This window comes from Pseudaestuariivita atlantica (assembly GCF_001205715.1).
GTDB classification, from domain to species: Bacteria; Pseudomonadota; Alphaproteobacteria; order Rhodobacterales; family Rhodobacteraceae; genus Pseudaestuariivita; species Pseudaestuariivita atlantica.
This window is the reverse complement of the sequence record NZ_AQQZ01000009.1, coordinates 150,790-171,648: the sequence shown is the minus strand read 5'-3', so window position 1 is coordinate 171,648 and position 20,859 is coordinate 150,790. Positions and strand designations below refer to the sequence as shown.

Genomic DNA, 20,859 nt, shown 5'->3' with positions numbered 1-20,859 from the left:
GGCCGCCAGCCCCAAAGGATGGAAGACGATGATCGGACTGGAACATTATCTGACCGTTGCGGGCACGTTGTTCGTGATCGGCATTTTCGGCCTGTTTCTCAACCGCAAGAACGTCATCATCCTGTTGATGTCGATCGAGTTGATGCTGCTTGCGGTCAACATCAACCTCGTCGCGTTCTCGTGGCATCTGGGCGACCTGACGGGGCAGGTATTCACCCTGTTCGTCCTCACGGTCGCCGCCGCCGAGGCCGCCATCGGCCTTGCGATCCTCGTCTGCTTCTTCCGCAACCGTGGCACCATCGCGGTTGAAGACGTCAACGTGATGAAAGGCTGAGATCATGGAGACGATCATCCTTTTCGCCCCTCTCGTGGGCGCAATCCTCTGCGGGTTCGGCTGGCGCGTGATCGGCGAAACGGCAGCGATGTGGATCGCCACGGGTTTCTTGTTCCTTGCCTGCATCCTGTCGTGGATCGTGTTTCTTGGCCTCGGGCCGGAGACCGAGCAGATCCAGATCCTGCGCTGGATTGAATCCGGCACGCTCAGCACCGACTGGTCGATCCGGCTGGATCGCCTGACCGCCACGATGCTGATCGTGGTCACCACCGTCTCGGCGCTCGTGCACCTTTATTCCTTTGGCTACATGGATCACGACCCGCAGTTCGAGGGCGAGACCTACAAGCCGCGCTTTTTTGCCTACCTGTCCTTCTTTACCTTCACGATGCTGATGCTCGTGACGTCTGACAACCTGCTGCAGATGTTCTTCGGCTGGGAGGGTGTGGGCGTCGCGTCGTACCTGCTGATCGGCTTCTACTACCGCAAGGAAAGCGCCAACGCGGCGGCCATCAAGGCGTTCGTCGTGAACCGCGTGGGCGATTTCGGTTTTGCGCTGGGTATCTTCGGCCTGTTCTACCTGACCGACTCGATCCGGTTCGACGACATCTTTGCCGCCGCGCCCCAACTGGCAGAGACGCAACTGACCTTCCTGTGGGGCGAGTGGAACGCGGCGAACCTGCTGGCGGTGCTGCTGTTCATCGGCGCGATGGGCAAGTCGGCGCAGTTCCTGCTGCACACCTGGCTGCCGGACGCGATGGAAGGCCCGACGCCCGTGTCGGCGCTGATCCACGCGGCGACCATGGTGACGGCGGGCGTCTTCCTTGTGAGCCGCATGTCGCCGCTGATGGAGTTCGCGCCCGAAGCCACCGGCTTCATCGTGTTCATCGGCGCGACCACGGCGTTCTTCGCCGCGACCGTGGGCCTTGTGCAGAACGACATCAAGCGCGTGATCGCCTATTCGACCTGTTCGCAGCTGGGTTACATGTTCGTGGCCGCCGGCGTCGGCGTCTACTCGGTCGCGATGTTCCACCTGCTGACGCATGCCTTCTTCAAGGCGATGCTGTTCCTTGGCGCGGGGTCGGTCATCCACGCGATGCATCACGAGCAGGACATGCGCAACTATGGCGGCCTGCGGAAGAAGATCCCCTATACCTTCGCGGCGATGCTGATCGGCACGCTGGCGATCACGGGTGTCGGTATCCCGCTCACCGGCTGGATCGGGTTTGCCGGGTTCGCATCGAAGGACGCGGTGATCGAAAGCGCCTATGCCGCGGCGCCCAATGGCTATGCCTTCTGGATGCTCGTCATCGCGGCGCTCTTCACCTCGTTCTATTCGTGGCGGCTGATGTTCCTGACCTTCTGGGGCAAGCCGCGCGGCGACAAGCACACGCATGAACACGCGCATGAATCGCCGATGGTCATGCTGATCCCGCTGGGCGTGCTGGCGCTGGGTTCGGTGCTGGCCGGGGCGATCTGGTATTCGTCCTTCTTCGGCAAGGTGAACGAGGTCGCCAATTTCTTTGGTGTACCCTACGCCGTGGAAGAAACACATGCAGGGGAGGAGGCCAAGGCCGACAAGACAGAGACCGCGTCAGAGGCCAAGGGCGAGAAGAAAGAGAAGAAGACCTACGTCTTCGCCGGGCAACCGGGAGAGGGCGCGATCTATCAAGCGCCGGACAACCACGTCCTGCATGACGCGCATTACGTGCCCAAATGGGTCAAGCTGTCGCCCTTCGTGGTGATGCTGATCGGCTTCTTCACCGCCTACTGGTTCTACATCGTGAACCCCGCCCTGCCGAAGCGGCTGGCCGAGAACCAGCGCCCGCTTTACCTGTTCCTGCTGAACAAGTGGTACGTGGACGAGATCTATGACGCGGTCTTCGTCCAGCCCTCGAAAGCGGTCGGGCGGCTCTTCTGGAAGGGAGGCGACGGCGCGGTGATCGACGGGTCGATCAACGGCGTGTCGATGGGGATCGTGCCCTTCTTCACCCGCCTCGCGGGCCGGGCGCAGTCGGGCTACGTGTTCACCTATGCCTTCGCGATGGTCCTGGGGATCGTCGCTCTCATCACCTGGATGGCGATCGGGGGGGCGAACTGATGGAAAACCTGCTTTCGATCACGACGTTCATTCCCGCGCTGGCGGCCCTGATCCTTGGCCTTTTCCTGCGCGGCGACGACGCGCCGGCGCAGCGCGCGGCCAAGTGGGTGGCGATTGTGGCGACGGGGCTGACCTTCCTTGTCTCGCTCTTCATCCTCGCGCAGTTCGACCCGAACGATACCGGCTTCCAGATGGTGGACGAGGCCGAATGGCTTCTGGGCCTGAAATACAAGATGGGCGTCGACGGGATCAGCGTGCTGTTCGTGATGCTGACGACCTTCATCATGCCGCTGGTCATCTGGGCGTCGTGGGACGTGAAGGTGCGCGTGAAGGAATACATGATCGCCTTCCTCGTGCTGGAAACGCTGATGCTGGGCGTGTTCATGTCGCTGGACCTGATCCTGTTCTACCTGTACTTCGAAGCGGGCCTGATCCCGATGTTCCTGATCATCGGCATCTGGGGTGGCGCGAACCGCATCTATGCGTCGTTCAAGTTCTTCCTCTACACCTTCCTCGGCTCTGTCCTGATGCTGGTCGCGATGGTGGCGATGTTTGCCGATGCGGGCACAACCGACATCCCGACGCTGATGAAGCACCAGTTCGGGTCCGAAACGTTCAGCCTGCTGGGTATCCAGATCATTGGCGGCGCGCAGACGCTCATGTTCCTCGCCTTCTTCGCCTCCTTCGCGGTGAAGATGCCGATGTGGCCGGTGCATACATGGTTGCCTGACGCGCACGTGCAGGCGCCGACCGCCGGGTCGGTCGTGCTGGCCGCGATCCTTCTGAAGATGGGCGGCTACGGCTTCCTGCGCTTCTCGCTGCCGATGTTCCCCATCGGGGCCGAGGTGATGACGCCGCTCGTGTTCTGGCTGTCGGCTATCGCCATCGTCTACACCTCGCTCGTGGCGCTGGTGCAGGAGGACATGAAAAAGCTGATCGCCTATTCGTCCGTCGCGCACATGGGGTACGTGACCATGGGCATCTTCGCGATGAACCAGCAGGGGATCGACGGCGCGATCTTCCAGATGATTTCGCACGGCTTCATCTCGGGCGCGCTCTTCCTTTGCGTCGGCGTGATCTATGACCGGATGCACACGCGCGAGATCGACGCCTATGGCGGTCTGGTGAACCGGATGCCCGCCTATGCGCTGATCTTCATGCTGTTCACCATGGCGAACGTGGGCCTGCCGGGCACGTCCGGGTTCATCGGTGAATTCCTGACGCTGATGGGCGTGTTCCAGGTCAACACCTGGATCGCCGCCATCGCCACGACCGGCGTGATCCTGTCGGCGGCCTATGCGCTGTGGCTGTACCGCCGCGTGGTGATGGGCGACCTGATCAAGGAGAGCCTGAAGACGATCAAGGACATGACGACCCGCGAAAAGGCGATCTTTGCGCCGCTTGTCGTCATGACGATCTGGATGGGCGTCTACCCCGCCCCGATCCTCGACCGGATCGGGCCGTCGGTGGAGGCGCTGATCGGGCAGGTGGAAACCGCCCGTGCCGAATACGATGCCGCCACCCGGCTGGCCGCGGCGGAGGAGTAAGACGATGGGTGCAGATCTCAACATCATCCTGCCCGAAATCATCCTGTCCATCTTCGCGATGGCGACGCTGGTGGGCGGAGCGTACCTTGGGCAGGACCGCCTCGCGCGTCCGATCCTGTGGGCAACCTGCGCGGTGATGCTGATCATCGCCTTCATGGTGGTGCAGGGCGATACCACCCGCGTCGCCTTCGGGGGCATGTTCGTCGACGACGGCTTCTCGCGCTTTGCCAAGGGGCTTGTGCTTGTCTCGGGCGCGGCCATCCTGTTGATGAGCGAGGGCTACATGGCCCGGCGTGACCTGCTGCGGTTCGAATACCCGCTGCTGGTGGCGCTCGCCTCCGTCGGGATGATGATGATGGTCTCGGCCGGTGACCTGATGGCGCTTTACATGGGGCTGGAGCTGCAATCGCTGGCGCTCTACGTCGTCGCGTCCCTGCGGCGGGACAGCGTCATCTCGACCGAGGCGGGGCTGAAATACTTCGTGCTCGGCGCGTTGTCCTCGGGCCTGCTGCTGTTCGGCTCCTCGCTGGTCTACGGCTTTGCCGGGACCACGATGTTCTCGGGTATCATCACCACGCTGGACGAGGGCCACCTGAACCTCGGCCTGCTGATCGGGCTGGTGCTGGTGATCTCGGGCCTTGCCTTCAAGGTTTCGGCCGTGCCGTTCCACATGTGGACGCCCGACGTCTACCAGGGCTCGCCCACGCCGGTCACCGCCTTCTTCGCCACCGCGCCCAAGGTCGCGGCGATGGCGCTGTTCGCGCGGGTGCTGCACGATGCCTTCGGCAATGCCATTTCCGACTGGAGCCAGGTCATCGCGGTCCTGTCCGTCCTGTCGATGTTCCTTGGCGCCGTGGCCGCGATCGGCCAGACCAACATCAAGCGCCTGATGGCCTATTCCTCGATCGCGCATATGGGCTACGCCCTGATGGGCCTCGCCGCCGGGACGGCGTTCGGCGTGCAGGCGATGCTGATCTACATGGCGATCTATGTGACGATGAATGTCGGCACCTTCGCCTTCATCCTGATGATGGAGCGGGACGGGTCGCCCGTGGTCGAGATCTCGGCCCTGAACGGCTATGCCAAGTACGAACCGGGCAAGGCGCTGGCGATGCTGCTTTTGCTGTTCTCGCTGGCAGGCGTGCCGCCGCTGGTGGGCTTTTTCGGCAAGTTCTACGTGCTGCGCGCGGCCTATGAAGGCGGGCTGGCATGGCTGGCCGTGGCGGGCGTGATCGCGTCGGTGATCGGCGCGTTCTATTACCTGCGCATCGTCTACTTCATGTATTTCGGCGACGACGCGGAAGAGCCGCTGACGGATGGCAAGTCACCCGTCCTGTGGGCGTTCCTGATGGTGCCCGCGGCGGTGATGCTGATCGGTGTCATCAACCTCTTCGGGATCGAGGGCGCGGCGCAGGCGGCAGCGGCGACGCTGGTGAACTGAGCCGCGCATTGACGGGCTCTGGACCGGCGATGCCAACGGTCGTTTCCCGGCGCTTTATGGCAGCAAATCCGTAGAAGCTGTGATCTATGCGCTGGCGGCAGACATATCGCCGGGCCTGGGGAGGGCCCGTCGATGCGCGGCGGCCTGCGGCCTTGATTCCGCGCGGGAGAGCTAGTCAATGACCTATCAAGCCATCACTCTCGACACCGTCGACAGCACCATGGCCGAGGCCGCGCGCCGGATGGAGGCCGTGACGGGGCCGACGTGGATCATGGCACGCCAGCAGACTGAAGCACGAGGCCGCCGGGGCCGGGCCTGGTCCATGCCGCCGGGCAACTTCGCCGCAACCCTGATCCTGCCGCTGTCGGACCCGCCCGACCGCGCCGCGCTGCGGTCCTTCGTGGCGGCGCTGGCGCTGGCCGATGCCTTTGCCGCGACCACCGGGCGCACCGATCCCTTCACGCTGAAATGGCCCAACGACGTGCTGCTGAACGGCGGCAAGGTGGCGGGCATCCTGCTGGAGCGTCACGGCCTGACCTCGCCGCTCCTGATCGGCATCGGCGTCAACCTCGCCACCGCTCCCGGCGTGGGCGAGGTGGAGGCGCGCGCCGCGCGCCCCGTGGCGCTGGCCTCCGCGACCGGAACCACCATCGCGCTCGAGGATTTCCTCGACGCGCTTGCCCCCGCCTTCGCCACGCGCGAGGATGCCTTCCGCACCTACGGCTTCGACCCGATCCGCACCGCGTGGCTTGCCCGCGCCGCGCGGCTGGGAGAGGTCATCACCGCCCGCACCGCGACCTCGGAGACCACCGGAACCTTCGACACGGTGGACAATCAGGGATGCCTCGTGTTGAACACGGCCAAGGGCCGCGTCACGATCCCCGCGGCGGATGTCTATTTCTGAGGGCCGATCCCATGCTCCTCTGCATCGATTGCGGCAATACCAACACCGTCTTCTCCGTCTGGGACGGAACGAAGTTCATCTGCACCTTCCGCACCTCGACCGAGCACCAGCGCACGGGCGACCAGTATTTCGTCTGGTTCACCTCGCTCTGCGATCATTTCGGCCTCAGCCCCGATATCGAGGCGGTCATCATCTCGTCCACCGTGCCGCGCGTGGTGTTCAACCTGCGCGTCCTCGCCGACCGCTACTGGGGCGTGCGCCCCATGGTCGTGGGAAAGGAAGGGTGCGAGATCCCGGTGGGCATCCGCGTCGACCAGGGCACGCAGGTCGGCCCCGACCGGCTAGTGAACACGGTCGCCGGTTTCGACCGGCACGGCGGCAACCTGATCCTTGTGGATTTCGGAACAGCCACCACATTCGACGTGGCAGACCACGACGGCGCCTATATCGGCGGGGTGATCGCGCCGGGGGTGAATACCTCTCTCGAAGCCCTACATCTCGCCGCAGCGGCCCTGCCGCACGTGGACATCTCGCGCCCGAAGAAGGTGATCGGCACCAACACCGTCGCCTGCATGCAGTCGGGCGTGTTCTGGGGATATATCGGCCTCATCCGCGAAATCTGCGACCGCATCAAGGCGGAGCACGGACGCGAGATGAAGGTCATCGCAACAGGTGGGCTGGCACCCCTATTCCAGCAAGGGGAGGCGCTTTTCGACGCCTTCGAAGACGATCTGACGATGCACGGACTGACCGTCATCTACCAACACAACGCAAGAAAGTAAGAGACCTTTGAGCAGAAACAGACTTATCTACCTGCCCCTCGGCGGGGCGGGTGAAATCGGCATGAACGCCTATGTCTATGGCTACGGCCCCGAGGATCGCGAACGCCTGATCCTCGTCGACATCGGCGTCACCTTTCCCGACATGGACGGCACTCCCGGCGTCGACCTGATCTTTCCCGACATCACGTGGCTGAAGGAACGCGCCGACCGGCTGGAGGCGGTGTTCATCACCCACGCGCATGAAGACCACGTCGGCGCCGTCGCGCATTACTACGAGGCGCTTGGCGCGCCGGTCTATGCCCGCGCCTTCACCGCCAACATCGCCCGCCGCAAGATGGACGAACACGGCCACCCCGAGGACGCGGTGACAACCGTCTCCGCATGGCCAGAGGCGGTCGAAGCGGGGCCGTTCCGCGTCTCCTTCGTGCCGGTGTCGCACTCGATCCCCGAAAGCTCGGCCCTCCTGATCGAGGCGGGCGGCGACCGGGTGATCCATACCGGCGATTTCAAGCTCGACCCGTCGCCCGTCGTCGGTGAACCCTTCGACCCCGACATGTGGGCCGAGATCGCCAAGCCCGGCGTCAAGGCGCTGGTCTGCGACAGCACCAACATCTTCACCCCCCATGACGGCCGCTCCGAAGCAAGCGTCGGCCCCGAGATCGAGAAGCTGGTGTCCGACCAGAAGGGTATGGTCGTGGCGACCACCTTTGCCTCGAACGTGGCGCGGGTCAAAACGCTGGCCGAGGCGGGCGAACGCGCCGGGCGGTCGATCTGCCTGATGGGCCGCGCCATGCGCCGGATGATCGAGGCGGCGGTGGAAACCGGCGTCCTGACCGGCTTCCCCAAGGTGGTCGGCCCCGAGGACGCGCAGGCCATCCCGCGCGAGAACCTGATGCTGCTGGTCACCGGATCGCAGGGCGAACGCCGCGCGGCCTCGGCCCAGCTGGCGCGCGGCAAGTTCCACGGGATCGAGATGAAGGAGGGCGACACGTTCCTGTTCTCGTCCAAGACCATCCCCGGCAACGAAAAGGGCGTGATCCGCATCATCAACCAGTTCAGCGAGATGGGCGTCGACGTGATCGACGATTCCTCGGGGCTGTACCACGTGTCGGGCCACGCCAACCGCCCGGACGTCGAACGCCTGCACGACATCGTCAGCCCGCAGATGGTGATCCCCATGCACGGCGAACACCGCCACCTGCGCGAACACGTCAAGGTCGCGCAGGCGAAGGGCCGGACCGGCATCGTCGCGGTGAACGGCACAATGCTGGACCTCAGCGGCAACGCGCCCACGGTCGCGGAATTCGTCGAGACGGGCCGCACCTACCTTGACGGGTCGGTGCAGATCGGCGCGCTGGACGGCGTGGTGCGGGACCGCATCCGCATGGCGCTGAACGGCCACGTGATCGTGACGGTGATCCTTGATGACGAGGACGAACCGCTGGGCGATCCTTGGTGCGAACTGATGGGTCTGCCGGAAATCGGCCGCTCCCGCGCGGCGCTGGTCGACGTGCTGGAAGAGGACCTGTCGCAATTCCTCAACCGTGCCGGCACCAAGACCCGCGCCGACGACAACGCGCTGGAAAAGGAACTGCGCCGCGTCGTGCGCAACTCCGCGCAGGACGAGATCGGCAAGAAGCCCGAGGTCACGGTGGTCGTCAGCCGCCTGTCCTGACGCCGCGCGACATGGCCGATGCCGCGTTCGGGACAGACGGGTGCGCCTTCTGCTGCTGCGATGTAGCCCATAGTGACGCGAAGGAGGGCGCGGCCATGTCCCATATCGACCTTGCCACCTATCCCGTGGACAGGCCCGGCGTCGCGCTGGATGCCGTCATCGACCGCGTCCGCGCCGACCTCGCCCATGACGGCTGCGCCGTCCTGCGCGGATTCCTGACGGCCGAAGGCGTGACCGCGCTCGCGGCAGAGGCGGAGGGGGTGCGCGACCGGGCGCATGCCTCGTTCAGCCGCACCAATGCCTACTTTACCAAGGACGACCCGTCGCTGCCGCCCGACGACCCGCGGCGGCGGTTCTTCGACCGCTCGAACGCCTTCATCGCCGCCGACAATTTCCGCCCCGACGGCGCGCTGCGGCAGATCCACGACCATCCCGGTTTCGACGCCTTCATCCAGTCCTGCCTGCAGGAAGACGCGTTCTACCGCTATGCCGATCCACTGGCCGACGTGATCGTCAACATGGCGACCGAGGGCAACGGATTTCCATGGCACTTCGACACCAACAATTTCACCGTCACGCTCGCCATCCAGAATGCCGAGGGCGGGGGCGCGTTCGAATACGCCGCCGACATCCGCCGCGATGGCGAGAACTTTGCCGAGGTCGCGCGCATCCTCGACGGGACCTCCGACCGGGTCACGGTGCTGAACCTGCAACCGGGGGACCTGCAATTGTTCAAGGGGCGATATGCGCTGCACCGCGTGGCGCCGCTGACGGGTGATGTGCCCCGCTACGTCGCGATCCTGTCCTACGTGGAGGCACCCGACATGGTCGGCTCCCCCGAACGCGCGCGGCAGCTTTACGGGCGCGCGCTGCCGATCCATTTCGAACGCGCGGGCCGGCGCAACGACACCTTCCTCGACTGACCGCGACCGCGCGTCGCGTGAAGGTGCGGGGCGGAACCCGGTGCGCTCCCTCGCGTTGGCATCCCAACCCAACGCATTGGAGTATCGACATGATTCGCAAATCAGGACAGGCGGTCTGGACCGGATCGCTGACCGAAGGGCAGGGCGCGGTTTCGACGCAGACGGGCGTCCTGTCGCAGCAGCCCTACGGCTTCAACACCCGTTTCGACGGGCAGCCCGGCACCAATCCCGAAGAGCTTCTGGGCGCGGCCCATGCCAGCTGTTTCGCCATGGCGCTGTCGATGATCCTTGGCGAGCACGACCTGGTCGCCGACCGGATCGAGGCGACATCGACCGTGTCGCTGGAAAAGGGCGATGACGGCTATGCCATCACCAAGGTCCACCTCGACGTCGCCGGCACGGTGCCCGGCGCGACGGACGAACAGTTCCAGCAGGCGGCAACCGCTGCCAAGATCGGGTGCCCGGTGTCGAAACTCTTCAAGGCCGAGATCACGATGGACGCGGTCCTCGCGCGCTGACACGCGCGGTTGACCCGCCTGCCGGCGTTTGAAACGCTGGCGGCATGACCGATCTGCCCCCGCTACACGGCCTGCGCGTCGTCGACCTGTCGCGCCTTGTCGCGGGCAACGTGCTGACGCATGTGCTGGCCGATTTCGGGGCGGATGTCGTGAAGGTGGAAAAGCCCGGTCGCGGGGATGACCTGCGCGCATGGCGGGTGGCGGGCGTGTCGACCTTCTGGGCCGAGTATTGCCGGAACAAGCGCAGCCTTGCCCTCGACACCCGCGCGGCCGAGGGGATGGCGGCGCTGACCCGGCTGATCGACCGGGCCGATGTTCTGGTCGAAAACTTCCGCCCCGGCACGCTGGAGGCGATGGGGCTTGCCCCCGATACGCTTTTGTCGCGCAATCCCGGCCTCGTGATCGCCCGCATTTCGGGCTGGGGGCAGACCGGCGCATGGGCCGCGCGCCCCGGTTTCGGGTCGCTGGTCGAGGCGCTGTCGGGCTTTGCCGCGATGACCGGCTTTCCCGACCGCCCGCCCGTCCTGCCGCCTCTCGCACTGGCCGACATGGTCGCGGGCCAGTCGGGCGCGACGGCTGTGATGATGGCGCTGCGGGCGCGCGACCGGGACGGCACCGGCCAAGTCCTTGATATCTCGCTGTTCGAGGCGATTTTCTCGGTCCTCGGCCCGCAGGCGATGAACTATCACCTGACCGGCACCGTGCCGCCGCGCATGGGGTCGCTGACCGAGATCACCGCGCCCCGCAACATCTATGCCACCGACGACGGGAAATATGTGGCGCTGTCGGCTTCCACGCAAGCCATGGCCGAACGCCTGTTCCGCCTGATCGGGCGGGCCGACATGATCGACGATCCGCGCTTTGCCACCAACACCGCGCGGGTCGCGCATATCGCGGAGTGCGATGCACCGGTCGCCGCTTGGATGGCAGGACGGTCGGCGGCTGACGTGCTGGAAGCCTGCGAGGCGGCGGATGTCACGGTCGGCCTCGTCGCGGATATGAGCGATCTGCAGGGTCATCCCTTCATCGAGAGCCGGGGCGTGCTGACGACCATGCCCTCGGGCCTGCCGACCCGTGCCGTGACGCCGCGCATGGGGCGCACGCCGGGGACCATCACGCATGACGGCCCGGCGCTTGGCGCGCATACGCGTGCCGTGCTGGAGGAGTTGGGGCTGGATGCCGGCGCGCTGATCGCCGCCGGGGTGGCGGCAGAGGCCTAGCTCGCCTCGTCCTGGCGCTCTTCGAAGCTGAGCGCGATGAACGAGGGCAGGTGATCGCCCATGCCCACCACGTTCGATCCGCCGCCTTCATCCCGCGACCCGCCGCGATTGCGGCCCTTGCCACCGCGCGACCGGCGCGAACGGGTGGGCTTGTCTTCGGACGCTGCCGCCTCGGCAGGTGCCGCTGCCTCGGCAGGGGCGTCCTTCGCCTTTGCCGGTTTCTCCTCGGCCTCGGGGGCGTCGGATTTCAGCGGGTTCGGGACGCGGGGGATCTCTTTCTGGATCAGCCGCTCCACGTCGTCGAGGTTCTTCTCGTCGCGGGGCACGCACAGCGTGAACGCCTTGCCGTCACGGCCCGCGCGGCCCGTCCGGCCGATGCGGTGCACGTAATCCTCGGCATGGCCGGGCACGTCGAAGTTGATGACATGGCTCACCGACGGCACGTCGAGCCCGCGCGCGGCCACGTCCGAGGCCACGAGGATGCGCAAATCCCCGCCCCGGAACCCGTCCAGCGTGCGCGTGCGCTGCGACTGGTCGAGGTCGCCATGGATCGGCGCGGCGTCATAGCCGTATTTCTTGAGCGATTTCGCAACGATATCCACGTCCGTCTTGCGGTTGCAGAAGATGATCGCGTTGGTCAGCTTGTCGCCTTCGCCGTCGATGAGCGCGCGCAGAACCTTGCGCTTTTCCGTGCCCTCGCGATCGCGGCGCGATGGTTTGATCATCACCACGCCCTGTTCGATCGTCTCGGACGCGGTGGCCTGGCGGGCGACCTCGACCCGCGCGGGGTTCGACAGGAAGGTGTTGGTGATCCGCTCGATCTCGGGCGCCATGGTGGCCGAGAAGAACAGCGTCTGCCGGGTAAAGGGCGTCAGGCCGAAGATGCGTTCGATGTCGGGGATGAACCCCATGTCGAGCATCCGGTCGGCTTCGTCCACGACCATCACCTTGACGTCCGAAAGGATCAGCTTGCCGCGCTCGAAATGGTCGAGCAGGCGGCCCGGCGTGGCGATCAGCACGTCGACTCCCTTGTCGATCAGCGCGTCCTGCTCCTTGAACGACACGCCGCCGATCAAGAGCGCCTTCGACAGCTTCACGTACTTGGCGTACTGGTCGAAATTCTCGGCCACCTGCGCGGCCAGTTCGCGCGTCGGTGCCAGCACCAGCGAACGCGGCATCCGCGCCCGTGCCCGGCCCCGCGCCAGCGCGGTGATCATGGGCAGCGTGAAGCTGGCGGTCTTGCCGGTACCCGTCTGGGCGATGCCCAGCACGTCGCGGCCTTCAAGGGCAGGGGGGATGGCGCCGGCCTGGATCGGCGTGGGCGTCTCATACCCGGCCTCGTCGATGGCTTTCAGAACCTTGGGGTTCAGATTCAGATCAGAAAACTTGGTCATGCATATCCGTGGTTGACGGACATGTCGCTTCGCCCGTCGCGGTTGGGTGTCCTGCAGCGCCCGGATGGCGGCAAGTGCCCGTGCAGATAGCGGATTGCGACGCAAAAGGCAACGTGCCGCGCCGCGGCGTCGTGAAGCGGCAAAATCGCGGTCAATCCGCCATGTCAGGAAAGAATTGTTTCCGTTTTGTGGACAGTTGCAGAGTATGCTTCCGCAGCAGGCCATGTGTTTCAAGCGCGGCAAGATGGTCCGGCGTGGCGGTGCACAAGGCGGTGTGGAAGGCGCGCAGGGCCTCCTCCCCGCCCTCGGCGAGAAGCGCTTTGAAGAACTCGTGCGTGTTCATCCCCGTGGGGCCCCTTCGCGCGACCGACGCGCGGTAGACGCCATGTTCCAGACGGTAGTCGAACCGGGCTCGCCACGTCTCCCAGTTCTCGGCATGCAGGTGGCACAGCGAAACGGTCCCCATCTCCACCTGTCCGGGGTTCTCGATCCCGTCCAGCACGGCGTTGTGGATGCGCATCTTCAGGCCCTTCTGCCCGGTCCGCACGAAGATCTTGCCGGCGAGGTGGCTGAGGAACCCGTCGAACAGGTGGCGGCCGTATTCGGGGTAAAGCGCGTCGGTCTTCAGCCGCCGTTCGGCGCGGTCGATGGGCATCGCCTTGAACCAGTGGGTGGCGCCGTCGGGGCCGGGGGCCAGCGCCTCTACCGCGCGGATGCGGGCGACGAGCGCCGAAGATGGCAGCGCGGCGAGGGCGCGCGCCATGTCATCCTCGGGACACAGGAACTCGTCGATGTCGATATGGCCCAGCCAATCGAACCGGTTGGACCGGTTGTAGGCGTGGCGCGCGTTGACCGACTGGCGGGGCTGGTGATCGACGGGCCGGCGGCCCTTCTTCTGCCAATAGGCGTCATCGGTCAGGATGCATTTCACCTCCCTGCGGTCGGCCAGCGCCGCCGCGGTCTCGGTGTTGCAATCGTCAAGGAACAGCCACAGGCGGCTGGCGCCCTGGTCGAGGTGATAGGCAACGAAATCCAGCACCGTGCGGGTCGGTGCGTTGGTGGTGGTGACAAGGCCCCAGCGCATGCAGGTGACCGTGCTGCGTGCCGTCACGCGGGTCAAGGGCCTCAGCTGCCGCGGCGCACAAGCCTCGCATCGCGCAGGATCACCGCCTGCCACGTTTCGGGGTCCTCGACGAGGTCCAGCCGGCCCTGCACGAGGATCCGCTCGAATTCCGTCAGATCGGGGATGGGCCGCTTGGTGATCACCTCCAGCGCCAGCCCGTACCCGGACGAGCCGCAGAACGGGCACTCCGCCGGGTCGCGCACCATCAGGAACTGCCGGACGCTGCCCTGCGCGAGGACGGGGACGAAATAACCCTCGATCTCGAACCTGCCAGACTGGGCCATCGACACCAGCTCGCCCGGATAGGTCTTGGTCACGACGTATGCGTCGTTTTCCAGCCGCTCGCTGATCTCCACCGCCTCGATCAGGTCCCATTGCAGGGAATTGAGCGCCACGGCCCCCTCCGGGATGACCGGGGGCGCCACGACCTGGTCGCCCAGCTCGCTCAGGGTTGGCAGGTCACCGAACCCGTCGTCCTGCGCGTGCAGCGTTGCGGGCAGCAAAAGGCCGAGGGCAAGACAGACGCGGCGCAACATGGGGTGACCCTTTCAACAGGCGTTGAGCGGATGGTAAGGCCCGCACCCGCCACGCTCAAGCATGGGCAGCGACAAGCGGCCGGTGGGTCAGACCCCCGCCAGCGCCTCGATGATGCCGCCGAACTCGGCGGCCTTCAGCGACGCTCCGCCCACCAGCGCGCCATCGACGTTCGACACGCGGAATATCTCGCCCGCGTTCGATGCCTTGACCGATCCGCCGTACAGCAAGCGCACCGACCTGCCCACGCCCGCGCCGAACCGGCGTTCCAGCCGCGCGCGCATGAAATCGTGCACTTCGCCGATCTGGTCCGTCGTCGGCACCTTGCCGGTCCCGATGGCCCAGACGGGTTCATAGGCGATCACCGTGTTCAGCCCGGTCACCCCGTCGGGGATCGACAGCGACATCTGCGCGCCCACGATGTCGAGCGTGTTCTGCGCCTCGCGCTGGTCGAGGCTTTCACCGACGCAGATGATCGCGATCAGGTCGGCGTTCCACGCCGCCTCGACCTTGGCATGCACGTCCTCGGACCGCTCGCCATGGTCCTCGCGCCGCTCGGAATGGCCCAAAATGACGTGGCTCGCGCCCGCGTCCCGCAGCATGAGGCCGGAAATGTCGCCTGTATGCGCGCCAGAGGCCTCGGCATGGCAATCCTGCCCGCCGATCATCACCTCGCTGCCCGTCGCCGCCGTGACGGCAGGCGCGATCAGCGTCGCGGGCGGGCAGATCAGGACGTCGCAGCCCGGCGCGGCGGCGGCCTTGGGCGCGAGCGCCTCGATCTCGCTCAGCGCGGCGCGCAGGCCGTTCATCTTCCAGTTTCCGGCGGCAAGCTTGCGGCGCATGGGCGGTCTCCTCTGGGATATGGACCACCTCTCCCAAAGCGGCTGGGCAGCGTCAAGGGCCGGGCCTTGTTGACCCTGCGCGCCTGAGTGGTATCCCGCGCGGCATGACGCAGACCGATATCCCCCGCCTTGATGCGCGTGCGCTGGCCGCCCGCGATCCCGACACGCTGGCCCGCCTGAAGGAGGCCGCGACCGGTGTCGGCTTCTTCACCGTGCACGACACCGCGATCCCCGCGCCGCTGGTCGCGCGCGTGCTGGAGGCGTACCGCGCCTTCTTTGCCCTGCCCGCATCGCAGAAGGCCGCCGTCGACATGGCGCGCACCGGGTCGAACCGGGGCTGGGGCGCGCCGGGCTCCGAACAGGTCGATCCCGCGGCAAACCCCGATTACAAACAGGTCTTCGACGTGGGCTATACCCTGCCGCCCGAGGATCCGCTGGCCAAACTGTCGGTTTACGGCCCGAACCAGTGGCCGTCCGAGCCCGAAGGCTTTCACGAAGCGGTCGCCGCCTATTACGCCCGCGCGCTTGGCACCGCGATGGACATCCTGCGCGCCGTTTCCGCCGCCATCGGCCGGTCGCCCGACGCGTTCGACGACGCGTTCGACAAGCCCATGGCGCTCTTGCGCGGCAACTACTACCCGCCGCGTCCCGCCGATGCCGGCCCGCGCGATTTCGGCATCGCGACCCATACCGATTACGGCTGCCTGACGCTTCTGGCGACCGACGGCACACCGGGGCTGGAGGTCCGCACGCGCGGCGGCGGCTGGCTCCCGGTGACCGCACCCGTCGGCGAATTCGTCATCAATTTCGGGGAGATGCTGCAGATCTGGACGGGTGGAGAGATCAAGGCGACACCCCACCGGGTGAAAGGCACCGATGCCGAACGCCTGTCGATCCCGCTGTTCTTCAACCCGACATACGACACCAATGTCGCACCTCCGGGGGCCGCGCCGGTGCTGGCGGGCGATCACCTCGCCAAGCGGTTCGCCGAAACCTACGTGCACCTGAAGGCGGGCTAGGCCGGGTCACGTGGTCTCGCGCAGGGTCCGGTCGGTCAGCACCCGCGCGATCGCGTCGAGCGCCGCGCGCACCGGCGGGTCGTTGCGCGCCTCGTGATGGCTGATCAGCCATTCCTCGCCGCTCAGCGCGTCGACCGGATCGCCCAGCCGCGCAAGGCCGGGTTCGGCATCCCCGATGAAGGTCGGCACAAGCACCCGCGCATGCCCCGCCCGCGCAAGGTCGAGCGCAAGCCGCACATCGCTGACCATCAGCAACCTTTCGGCGGCCATGTTGGCGTGCAGCCAGCGTTCCGAGGGGGTCAGGCCGGCGGTTTCGGGGCGCGTCGCGATCATCCGCACGTCCGGGCCGGTCGCGTAGAACGCCATTCGCACCGTCGCGGTCCGCCGTCCGGCCAGCCACGGCTGGTCGGGGCGGCGGTTGCGGATGCCGATATCGGCCTCGCGCCGCGCCACGTCAAGCATCGCGTAGGAGCTCAGGAACTCGATCCGCCAGCGCGCGGAATGTGTCGCGGGCAGGGAGCGGGCAAGGAAATGCGCCGTCCACGTCCCCGCCGTGACGCGCACGCGCGGCGCGGTCTCCCCGCCGGCGAAGGCCGCGATGCGGCTTGCGGTGGCGCGCAGCGGCGCGGCCTCCTGCGCCAGCGCCCGGCCATCCGCCGTCAACTGGTAGCCGCGCGCGCCCCGTTCGAACAGGCGGCGCCCCATCTGCGCCTCGAGCGCCGTCATCCGCCGCCCCAGCGTCGGTACGCTGACCCCGGTCTGCCGCGCCGCACCCGCAAGGCCCCCCGCCTCGCCCACGGCAAGCAGCAGCATCAGGTCGTCAAGGCTCGGGTTTTGTTTCATTTATGAAAGGTCAGTCGCGGATTTGTGGCGTTATCTGCGCAATCATAGCGCATTACCTTGCGGTCAACACTTCAAAACTGAAAGGAATTCCAATGGTCGTTTTCCTGAAGCCGAACCGCGCAACAGGCAGGAGGACCGAGCGCGAGGTGATCCTCGCCCGCGTCGCATCATACCGGAAATGGAAAAAGCGCCGCCGCTGCCTGCGGGCGCGGGCCGCCCTGCTGGGCCGGAAAGGTCAGCCGTTCTGGGCGTCCTGGGCGGCCTTCAGCTCGTCTAGATCCTTGAACTTGATCGACTCGCCGCAGCCGCAGGCGTCTTCGACATTCGGGTTGCGGAACTTGAACCCGGATTCGAGCAGCGAGGTCTCGTAATCGATCTCGGTCCCGAACAGGAACATCTGCGCCATAGGCGCGATCATCACCCGCGCGCCGTCCTGTTCGACCACCTCGTCGTTGGGGTCCACGTCGGACACGTAGTCCATCGTGTATTCCATCCCCGCGCAGCCGCCTTTCTTGACGCCGATGCGCAGGCCCGCGTGATCGCCCTTTTCCATCAGGCGGGTGATCTGGGCAACGGCGGCCTCGGTCATCGACACGGCCTGTTTTCCGGGAATGGCGAACATGCTTTTATCCGTTCTGGTCCAGCGATTTCCGCGCCCATCGCGCGGCTTCTTCGGGGTCGTCCATGGCGCTGTCGGGCAGCGTCCAGTAGGGCATGGCGGTGGGCTTCTTGTCCTTGTGCCCGTCATAGACCCACTGGGTGCAGCCTTCGGCCTGCAATTCCTCGGCCAGGTCGTCGCGCGCTTTCAGCAGCAACTCTTCATCCGGGCCGATGATGGCAAAGATGGTACCTTCGGAGTAAAGCGACAAGCCGCCGAACATCTTTTTCGTGGTCACGCCCGGCACGTCGGCAAACACCTCTTTCGCCCATTCGATCTGCTCGGGCGAGACGGCCATTACATGAAGCCCAGTTCCAGCCGCGCCTCGTCCGACATCATGTCCATGCCCCAGGGCGGCTCCCACGTCAGTTCCACGTCGACCTGTTTGACACCCGGCAGCGGCTCGATCGCCTCGGCCACCCAGCCCGGCATCTCGCCCGCGACGGGGCAGCCGGGCGCGGTCAGCGTCATGATCGCGCGGACCTCGTTTTCCTCATTGATGTCAATGGTGTAGACAAGGCCAAGGTCATAGATGTTGACCGGGATCTCGGGGTCGTAAACGGTGCGGCACGCCTCGACCACCGCGTCGTAGAGCGGGTGATCGGTCGTCGATGGCGCAATCAGCGGCGCGCCTTCGATCGGGTGGGATGCGTCGTTCATGGAACCTCTCGTCGGTATACCTGACCAGATACATAAGGTTTCGCCACGCCGGGGTAAAGTGGCCCCCGGCGCGCAGGACACCGCGTCAAAGCGGCCTTGCGCCTATTCGGGCGCGGCGGGTTCGGCGATGCGCGACGTGGTGCCCGTCAGGTAGTTGTCCACCCACACGGCGGGGCCGAACACGGTCGCCACCGCGGTCGGTTGCGAGGGGAAGGTCACCACCAGCTGCCCGTCGATCTCTTCGCCGTTGAGGAACCGCACCATGCCATAGCCGCCCGCGTAGACGCCCAGGATCAACCCGATCAACAATGCCCGCATCCGTCTTCCTCCTTCGCTCTGCCCGCTGCGAGGCCGCCCATCAGGGCGGATGAGCCGCGCCTCAGGCGGCGGCTTCGCCCATCGCCTGCAGGAATGCCGCGATCTCGGCCTCGGTGTTGTAATGGCTATAGGACACGCGCACGCATTCCTCCAAGCCCAATGGTGCCAGCACGTTGCCGCAGTAATGGTCGTTCTTGCGGATATGCGTCCGGATGCCGCGGGCGTTCAGATGCGCCACGAGGTCGCCCGCGGACATCCCCTCCAGCGTCAGCGACACCACGCCCTCGCGCGGCCCGGCGCCGCCGATCAGCGTGACGCCGGGCAGGTGCGCGAGCCCCGTGTGGTTGCCGGTGCCGTGCAGGATCGCCTGCGTCAGCGCCGCCTCCTGCGCGTGGATCGCGCCGGCCGCGGCCTCGATCCGGGCGCGGGGTTCGGTGGCGTCGCTCACCTCGCCGCCCAGCCAGTCGAGATAGGCGATGACGTCCGAAAAGGTGGCATAGGCCCCGGTGTCGCGCGTGCCCAGTTCCCAGGTGCCGGGGGCCGTGCCCTGCAGCGCCTCGGTCGCCTCCGACAGCCGGTCGGACGCCCAGCCGATCCCGTAGCCGTGCCGTGAAAACACCTTGTAGGGCGAGATCGCGTAGCCATCGACGCCCTGTGCGGCCACGTCGATATGGCCGTGGCTGGCATGCTGGATGCCGTCCACCACGATCAGGCAACCGGGCGCCGCCGCCCGGATTTCCGCCGCGATCGCCTCGACATCCACCGCCATGCCCGTGACCGGAGAGGTCTGCACGATGGTCGCGACCCGCAGGTCCGGCCCCAGAAGCGGGCGATAGGCGTCGACCGTCACGGTACCGGTCGCGTCGTCATGTTTCGCCAGCACGTGGTCGCGCCCCGTCTTGCCGGCCCAATGCGCCATGGCCGACCGTGACGCGGGGTGTTCCAGCGTCGAACCCACCACGCGCCCGCCCTCGGCGCTCGACATCATCGCGGTGCGGATCAGGCGGAACAGCACCTCCGTCCCCGTCTCGCCGACGAAAACCTGCCCGCCGGGCGCGTTGAAGAAGGTGCGCACGTCCTCCTTGCCCTTGGCGATCACCGCCATCAGCGCCGCCGAGGCCGGGTTGTCCCGCCCCTGGTTGTCGGGGATCGCGGCATATGTCGCCGAGGTTTCCACCACCGATTTCAGCGTCAGCGCGCCGCCCGCGTTCTCGAAGAAGATGCGCGGGCCGGTGAAGGGGCAGGCCTCCACATGCGCAAAGCGGTCGCGCACGGCGTCCATCAGGCCGGGGTGGTCAGACAACATCGCAAGGGCTCCTGGAAAGTGGGGCGGTGCAGGGCAGGGTGCAGCGTCAGAACGCCTTGAAGGTCAGCGTCGTCAGGGATCGCTCGATCCCCTTGATGTGCAACAGCTTCTCGTTGATGAACTTGCCCACGTCCTCGCCCTCGGGAATGTAGAGCTTGAGCAGCAGGTCGTATTCCCCGCTGATCGAGTAAAGCTCGGAATGGATTTCCTCCAGCACGATGGCATCGGCGACCTCGTAGGTCTTGCCGGGTGTGCAGCGCAGTTGGACGAAGACGCAGTTCATCGCGGGACCTCTCTTGCCGTCACCCCAGAGTTAGGCCCGGTCCGAGAAGGTGTCAAAGGCCTTCAGCGCCTTGGCGGAAAAGGCATAGGACGGCCCGCCGCCCATGTAGGTCGCCATCGCCAGCGCGTCGCACAATTCGTCGCGCGTGATGCCCAGCCGTACAAGGCTGCGCACGTGGAACCCGATGCAGCTGTCGCAGCGCGTGGCGATGGCGATGCCAAGCGCCATGATCTCCTTGGTCTTCTCGTTCAGCGCGCCGTTGGTCTTGGCCGCCGCGCCCATCGTGGCGAACGCCTTGGCGGTGGCCGGGATTTCGCGGGCCAGCGTGGTGATGTCGGCCTCTGTCTCGGCCATGAAGTCTGTCCAGTCCATGTGCAAATGTCCTTTTGTGTGTGTTTGATGCGCCGACGTTCGCGCCTTCAGCGCGACTGAAGAAG

23 protein-coding genes are annotated in these 20,859 nt (G+C 66.1%); 11 read left to right on the top strand and 12 right to left on the bottom strand.

Annotated features, from left to right (window positions below):
- Positions 1-28 precede the first annotated feature (28 nt).
- From nuoK to ATO11_RS17780, 10 genes are all read left to right on the top strand, one after another.
- Complete coding sequence (nuoK, locus tag ATO11_RS17825) at positions 29-334, top strand: NADH-quinone oxidoreductase subunit NuoK (RefSeq protein WP_050532271.1); 306 nt, start codon at positions 29-31, stop codon at positions 332-334.
- Positions 335-338: 4 nt separating this feature from the next.
- Positions 339-2,432, top strand: coding sequence for an NADH-quinone oxidoreductase subunit L (gene nuoL / locus ATO11_RS17820; protein WP_050532270.1), 2,094 nt, complete (start codon positions 339-341; stop codon positions 2,430-2,432).
- Positions 2,432-3,979 carry an NADH-quinone oxidoreductase subunit M gene (locus tag ATO11_RS17815; RefSeq protein ID WP_050532269.1) on the top strand — a complete coding sequence of 516 codons (1,548 nt, stop codon included), beginning with the start codon at positions 2,432-2,434 and terminating at the stop codon, positions 3,977-3,979. Before nuoL ends, ATO11_RS17815 begins: the two co-directional genes overlap by 1 nt.
- Before the next feature lie 4 nt (positions 3,980-3,983).
- Positions 3,984-5,420 carry an NADH-quinone oxidoreductase subunit NuoN gene (gene nuoN, locus ATO11_RS17810; RefSeq protein WP_050532268.1) on the top strand — a complete coding sequence of 479 codons (1,437 nt, stop codon included), beginning with the start codon at positions 3,984-3,986 and terminating at the stop codon, positions 5,418-5,420.
- 178 nt (positions 5,421-5,598) lie between these two features.
- Positions 5,599-6,324: a biotin--[acetyl-CoA-carboxylase] ligase gene (locus tag ATO11_RS17805; protein ID WP_050532267.1), complete on the top strand. Its 726-nt coding sequence runs from the start codon at positions 5,599-5,601 to the stop codon at positions 6,322-6,324.
- A gap of 11 nt (positions 6,325-6,335) precedes the next feature.
- Positions 6,336-7,106 (top strand): type III pantothenate kinase, encoded by a 771-nt coding sequence (locus ATO11_RS17800; RefSeq protein ID WP_050532266.1) that lies wholly within the window; start codon positions 6,336-6,338, stop codon positions 7,104-7,106.
- A 7-nt stretch (positions 7,107-7,113) separates the two neighbouring features.
- A complete protein-coding gene (locus ATO11_RS17795) occupies positions 7,114-8,781 on the top strand; it encodes a ribonuclease J (RefSeq protein ID WP_050532265.1) in 1,668 nt (555 codons plus the stop codon).
- A 95-nt stretch (positions 8,782-8,876) separates the two neighbouring features.
- Positions 8,877-9,704: a HalD/BesD family halogenase gene (locus ATO11_RS17790; protein WP_050532264.1), complete on the top strand. Its 828-nt coding sequence runs from the start codon at positions 8,877-8,879 to the stop codon at positions 9,702-9,704.
- An 89-nt stretch (positions 9,705-9,793) separates the two neighbouring features.
- Positions 9,794-10,222 carry an OsmC family protein gene (locus ATO11_RS17785; protein ID WP_050532263.1) on the top strand — a complete coding sequence of 143 codons (429 nt, stop codon included), beginning with the start codon at positions 9,794-9,796 and terminating at the stop codon, positions 10,220-10,222.
- 44 nt (positions 10,223-10,266) lie between these two features.
- Entirely contained in the window at positions 10,267-11,442 is a 1,176-nt protein-coding gene (locus tag ATO11_RS17780) for a CaiB/BaiF CoA transferase family protein (protein WP_050532262.1), read from the top strand.
- On the opposite strand, the gene ATO11_RS17775 is transcribed toward ATO11_RS17780, so the two are convergent.
- From ATO11_RS17775 to tpiA, 4 genes are all read right to left on the bottom strand, one after another.
- Positions 11,439-12,836: a DEAD/DEAH box helicase gene (locus ATO11_RS17775; protein ID WP_050532261.1), complete on the bottom strand. Its 1,398-nt coding sequence runs from the start codon at positions 12,834-12,836 to the stop codon at positions 11,439-11,441. The genes ATO11_RS17780 and ATO11_RS17775 overlap by 4 nt on opposite strands.
- Before the next feature lie 151 nt (positions 12,837-12,987).
- The gene (locus ATO11_RS17770) at positions 12,988-13,947 is read right to left on the bottom strand and encodes a glycosyltransferase family 2 protein (protein ID WP_242601458.1); all 960 of its coding nucleotides are present in this window, start codon (positions 13,945-13,947) and stop codon (positions 12,988-12,990) included.
- 14 nt (positions 13,948-13,961) lie between these two features.
- Complete coding sequence (locus ATO11_RS21725; RefSeq protein WP_050532259.1) at positions 13,962-14,495, bottom strand: hypothetical protein; 534 nt, start codon at positions 14,493-14,495, stop codon at positions 13,962-13,964.
- An 87-nt stretch (positions 14,496-14,582) separates the two neighbouring features.
- Positions 14,583-15,335 carry a triose-phosphate isomerase gene (tpiA, locus tag ATO11_RS17760; RefSeq protein ID WP_050532258.1) on the bottom strand — a complete coding sequence of 251 codons (753 nt, stop codon included), beginning with the start codon at positions 15,333-15,335 and terminating at the stop codon, positions 14,583-14,585.
- 104 nt (positions 15,336-15,439) lie between these two features.
- On the opposite strand from tpiA, the gene ATO11_RS17755 reads away from it, so the two are divergent.
- Complete coding sequence (locus tag ATO11_RS17755; RefSeq protein WP_050532257.1) at positions 15,440-16,354, top strand: isopenicillin N synthase family dioxygenase; 915 nt, start codon at positions 15,440-15,442, stop codon at positions 16,352-16,354.
- A gap of 6 nt (positions 16,355-16,360) precedes the next feature.
- On the opposite strand, the gene ATO11_RS17750 is transcribed toward ATO11_RS17755, so the two are convergent.
- The 8 genes from ATO11_RS17750 to ATO11_RS17715 form a co-directional block, all read right to left on the bottom strand.
- Positions 16,361-17,197, bottom strand: a complete 837-nt coding sequence (locus ATO11_RS17750) for a LysR family transcriptional regulator (protein ID WP_050532256.1) — start codon at positions 17,195-17,197, stop codon at positions 16,361-16,363.
- Between the two features lie 235 nt (positions 17,198-17,432).
- Positions 17,433-17,819, bottom strand: a complete 387-nt coding sequence (locus ATO11_RS17745; protein WP_050532255.1) for a HesB/IscA family protein — start codon at positions 17,817-17,819, stop codon at positions 17,433-17,435.
- A gap of 4 nt (positions 17,820-17,823) precedes the next feature.
- The gene (locus ATO11_RS17740; RefSeq protein WP_050532254.1) at positions 17,824-18,153 is read right to left on the bottom strand and encodes a TfoX/Sxy family protein; all 330 of its coding nucleotides are present in this window, start codon (positions 18,151-18,153) and stop codon (positions 17,824-17,826) included.
- The gene (locus ATO11_RS17735; protein WP_050532253.1) at positions 18,153-18,515 is read right to left on the bottom strand and encodes an SUF system Fe-S cluster assembly protein; all 363 of its coding nucleotides are present in this window, start codon (positions 18,513-18,515) and stop codon (positions 18,153-18,155) included. The genes ATO11_RS17740 and ATO11_RS17735 overlap by 1 nt, the downstream gene beginning before the upstream one ends.
- A 102-nt stretch (positions 18,516-18,617) precedes the next feature.
- Positions 18,618-18,833 (bottom strand): hypothetical protein, encoded by a 216-nt coding sequence (locus ATO11_RS17730; RefSeq protein WP_050532252.1) that lies wholly within the window; start codon positions 18,831-18,833, stop codon positions 18,618-18,620.
- 61 nt (positions 18,834-18,894) lie between these two features.
- Entirely contained in the window at positions 18,895-20,139 is a 1,245-nt protein-coding gene (locus tag ATO11_RS17725) for an aminotransferase class V-fold PLP-dependent enzyme (protein WP_050532251.1), read from the bottom strand.
- A gap of 46 nt (positions 20,140-20,185) precedes the next feature.
- Positions 20,186-20,422 (bottom strand): Lrp/AsnC ligand binding domain-containing protein, encoded by a 237-nt coding sequence (locus ATO11_RS17720; protein WP_050532250.1) that lies wholly within the window; start codon positions 20,420-20,422, stop codon positions 20,186-20,188.
- A 30-nt stretch (positions 20,423-20,452) separates the two neighbouring features.
- The gene (locus ATO11_RS17715) at positions 20,453-20,794 is read right to left on the bottom strand and encodes a carboxymuconolactone decarboxylase family protein (protein ID WP_050532249.1); all 342 of its coding nucleotides are present in this window, start codon (positions 20,792-20,794) and stop codon (positions 20,453-20,455) included.
- Positions 20,795-20,859: the final 65 nt, after the last annotated feature.

What these genes read in the sequence shown, in the direction of transcription:
- ATO11_RS17730 (WP_050532252.1), bottom strand. Translation starts at nt 18,833, where the DNA reads ATGCGGGCATTGTTGATCGGGTTGATCCTGGGCGTCTACGCGGGCGGC.
- ATO11_RS17725 (WP_050532251.1), bottom strand. Translation starts at nt 20,139, where the DNA reads ATGTTGTCTGACCACCCCGGCCTGATGGACGCCGTGCGCGACCGCTTT.
- tpiA (WP_050532258.1), bottom strand. Translation starts at nt 15,335, where the DNA reads ATGCGCCGCAAGCTTGCCGCCGGAAACTGGAAGATGAACGGCCTGCGC.
- ATO11_RS17785 (WP_050532263.1), top strand. Translation starts at nt 9,794, where the DNA reads ATGATTCGCAAATCAGGACAGGCGGTCTGGACCGGATCGCTGACCGAA.
- ATO11_RS17780 (WP_050532262.1), top strand. Translation starts at nt 10,267, where the DNA reads ATGACCGATCTGCCCCCGCTACACGGCCTGCGCGTCGTCGACCTGTCG.
- ATO11_RS17755 (WP_050532257.1), top strand. Translation starts at nt 15,440, where the DNA reads ATGACGCAGACCGATATCCCCCGCCTTGATGCGCGTGCGCTGGCCGCC.
- ATO11_RS21725 (WP_050532259.1), bottom strand. Translation starts at nt 14,495, where the DNA reads ATGTTGCGCCGCGTCTGTCTTGCCCTCGGCCTTTTGCTGCCCGCAACG.
- nuoN (WP_050532268.1), top strand. Translation starts at nt 3,984, where the DNA reads ATGGGTGCAGATCTCAACATCATCCTGCCCGAAATCATCCTGTCCATC.
- ATO11_RS17735 (WP_050532253.1), bottom strand. Translation starts at nt 18,515, where the DNA reads ATGAACGACGCATCCCACCCGATCGAAGGCGCGCCGCTGATTGCGCCA.
- ATO11_RS17805 (WP_050532267.1), top strand. Translation starts at nt 5,599, where the DNA reads ATGACCTATCAAGCCATCACTCTCGACACCGTCGACAGCACCATGGCC.
- ATO11_RS17775 (WP_050532261.1), bottom strand. Translation starts at nt 12,836, where the DNA reads ATGACCAAGTTTTCTGATCTGAATCTGAACCCCAAGGTTCTGAAAGCC.
- nuoK (WP_050532271.1), top strand. Translation starts at nt 29, where the DNA reads ATGATCGGACTGGAACATTATCTGACCGTTGCGGGCACGTTGTTCGTG.
- nuoL (WP_050532270.1), top strand. Translation starts at nt 339, where the DNA reads ATGGAGACGATCATCCTTTTCGCCCCTCTCGTGGGCGCAATCCTCTGC.
- ATO11_RS17720 (WP_050532250.1), bottom strand. Translation starts at nt 20,422, where the DNA reads ATGAACTGCGTCTTCGTCCAACTGCGCTGCACACCCGGCAAGACCTAC.
- ATO11_RS17715 (WP_050532249.1), bottom strand. Translation starts at nt 20,794, where the DNA reads ATGGACTGGACAGACTTCATGGCCGAGACAGAGGCCGACATCACCACG.
- ATO11_RS17800 (WP_050532266.1), top strand. Translation starts at nt 6,336, where the DNA reads ATGCTCCTCTGCATCGATTGCGGCAATACCAACACCGTCTTCTCCGTC.
- ATO11_RS17745 (WP_050532255.1), bottom strand. Translation starts at nt 17,819, where the DNA reads ATGTTCGCCATTCCCGGAAAACAGGCCGTGTCGATGACCGAGGCCGCC.
- ATO11_RS17750 (WP_050532256.1), bottom strand. Translation starts at nt 17,197, where the DNA reads ATGAAACAAAACCCGAGCCTTGACGACCTGATGCTGCTGCTTGCCGTG.
- ATO11_RS17790 (WP_050532264.1), top strand. Translation starts at nt 8,877, where the DNA reads ATGTCCCATATCGACCTTGCCACCTATCCCGTGGACAGGCCCGGCGTC.
- ATO11_RS17815 (WP_050532269.1), top strand. Translation starts at nt 2,432, where the DNA reads ATGGAAAACCTGCTTTCGATCACGACGTTCATTCCCGCGCTGGCGGCC.
- ATO11_RS17740 (WP_050532254.1), bottom strand. Translation starts at nt 18,153, where the DNA reads ATGGCCGTCTCGCCCGAGCAGATCGAATGGGCGAAAGAGGTGTTTGCC.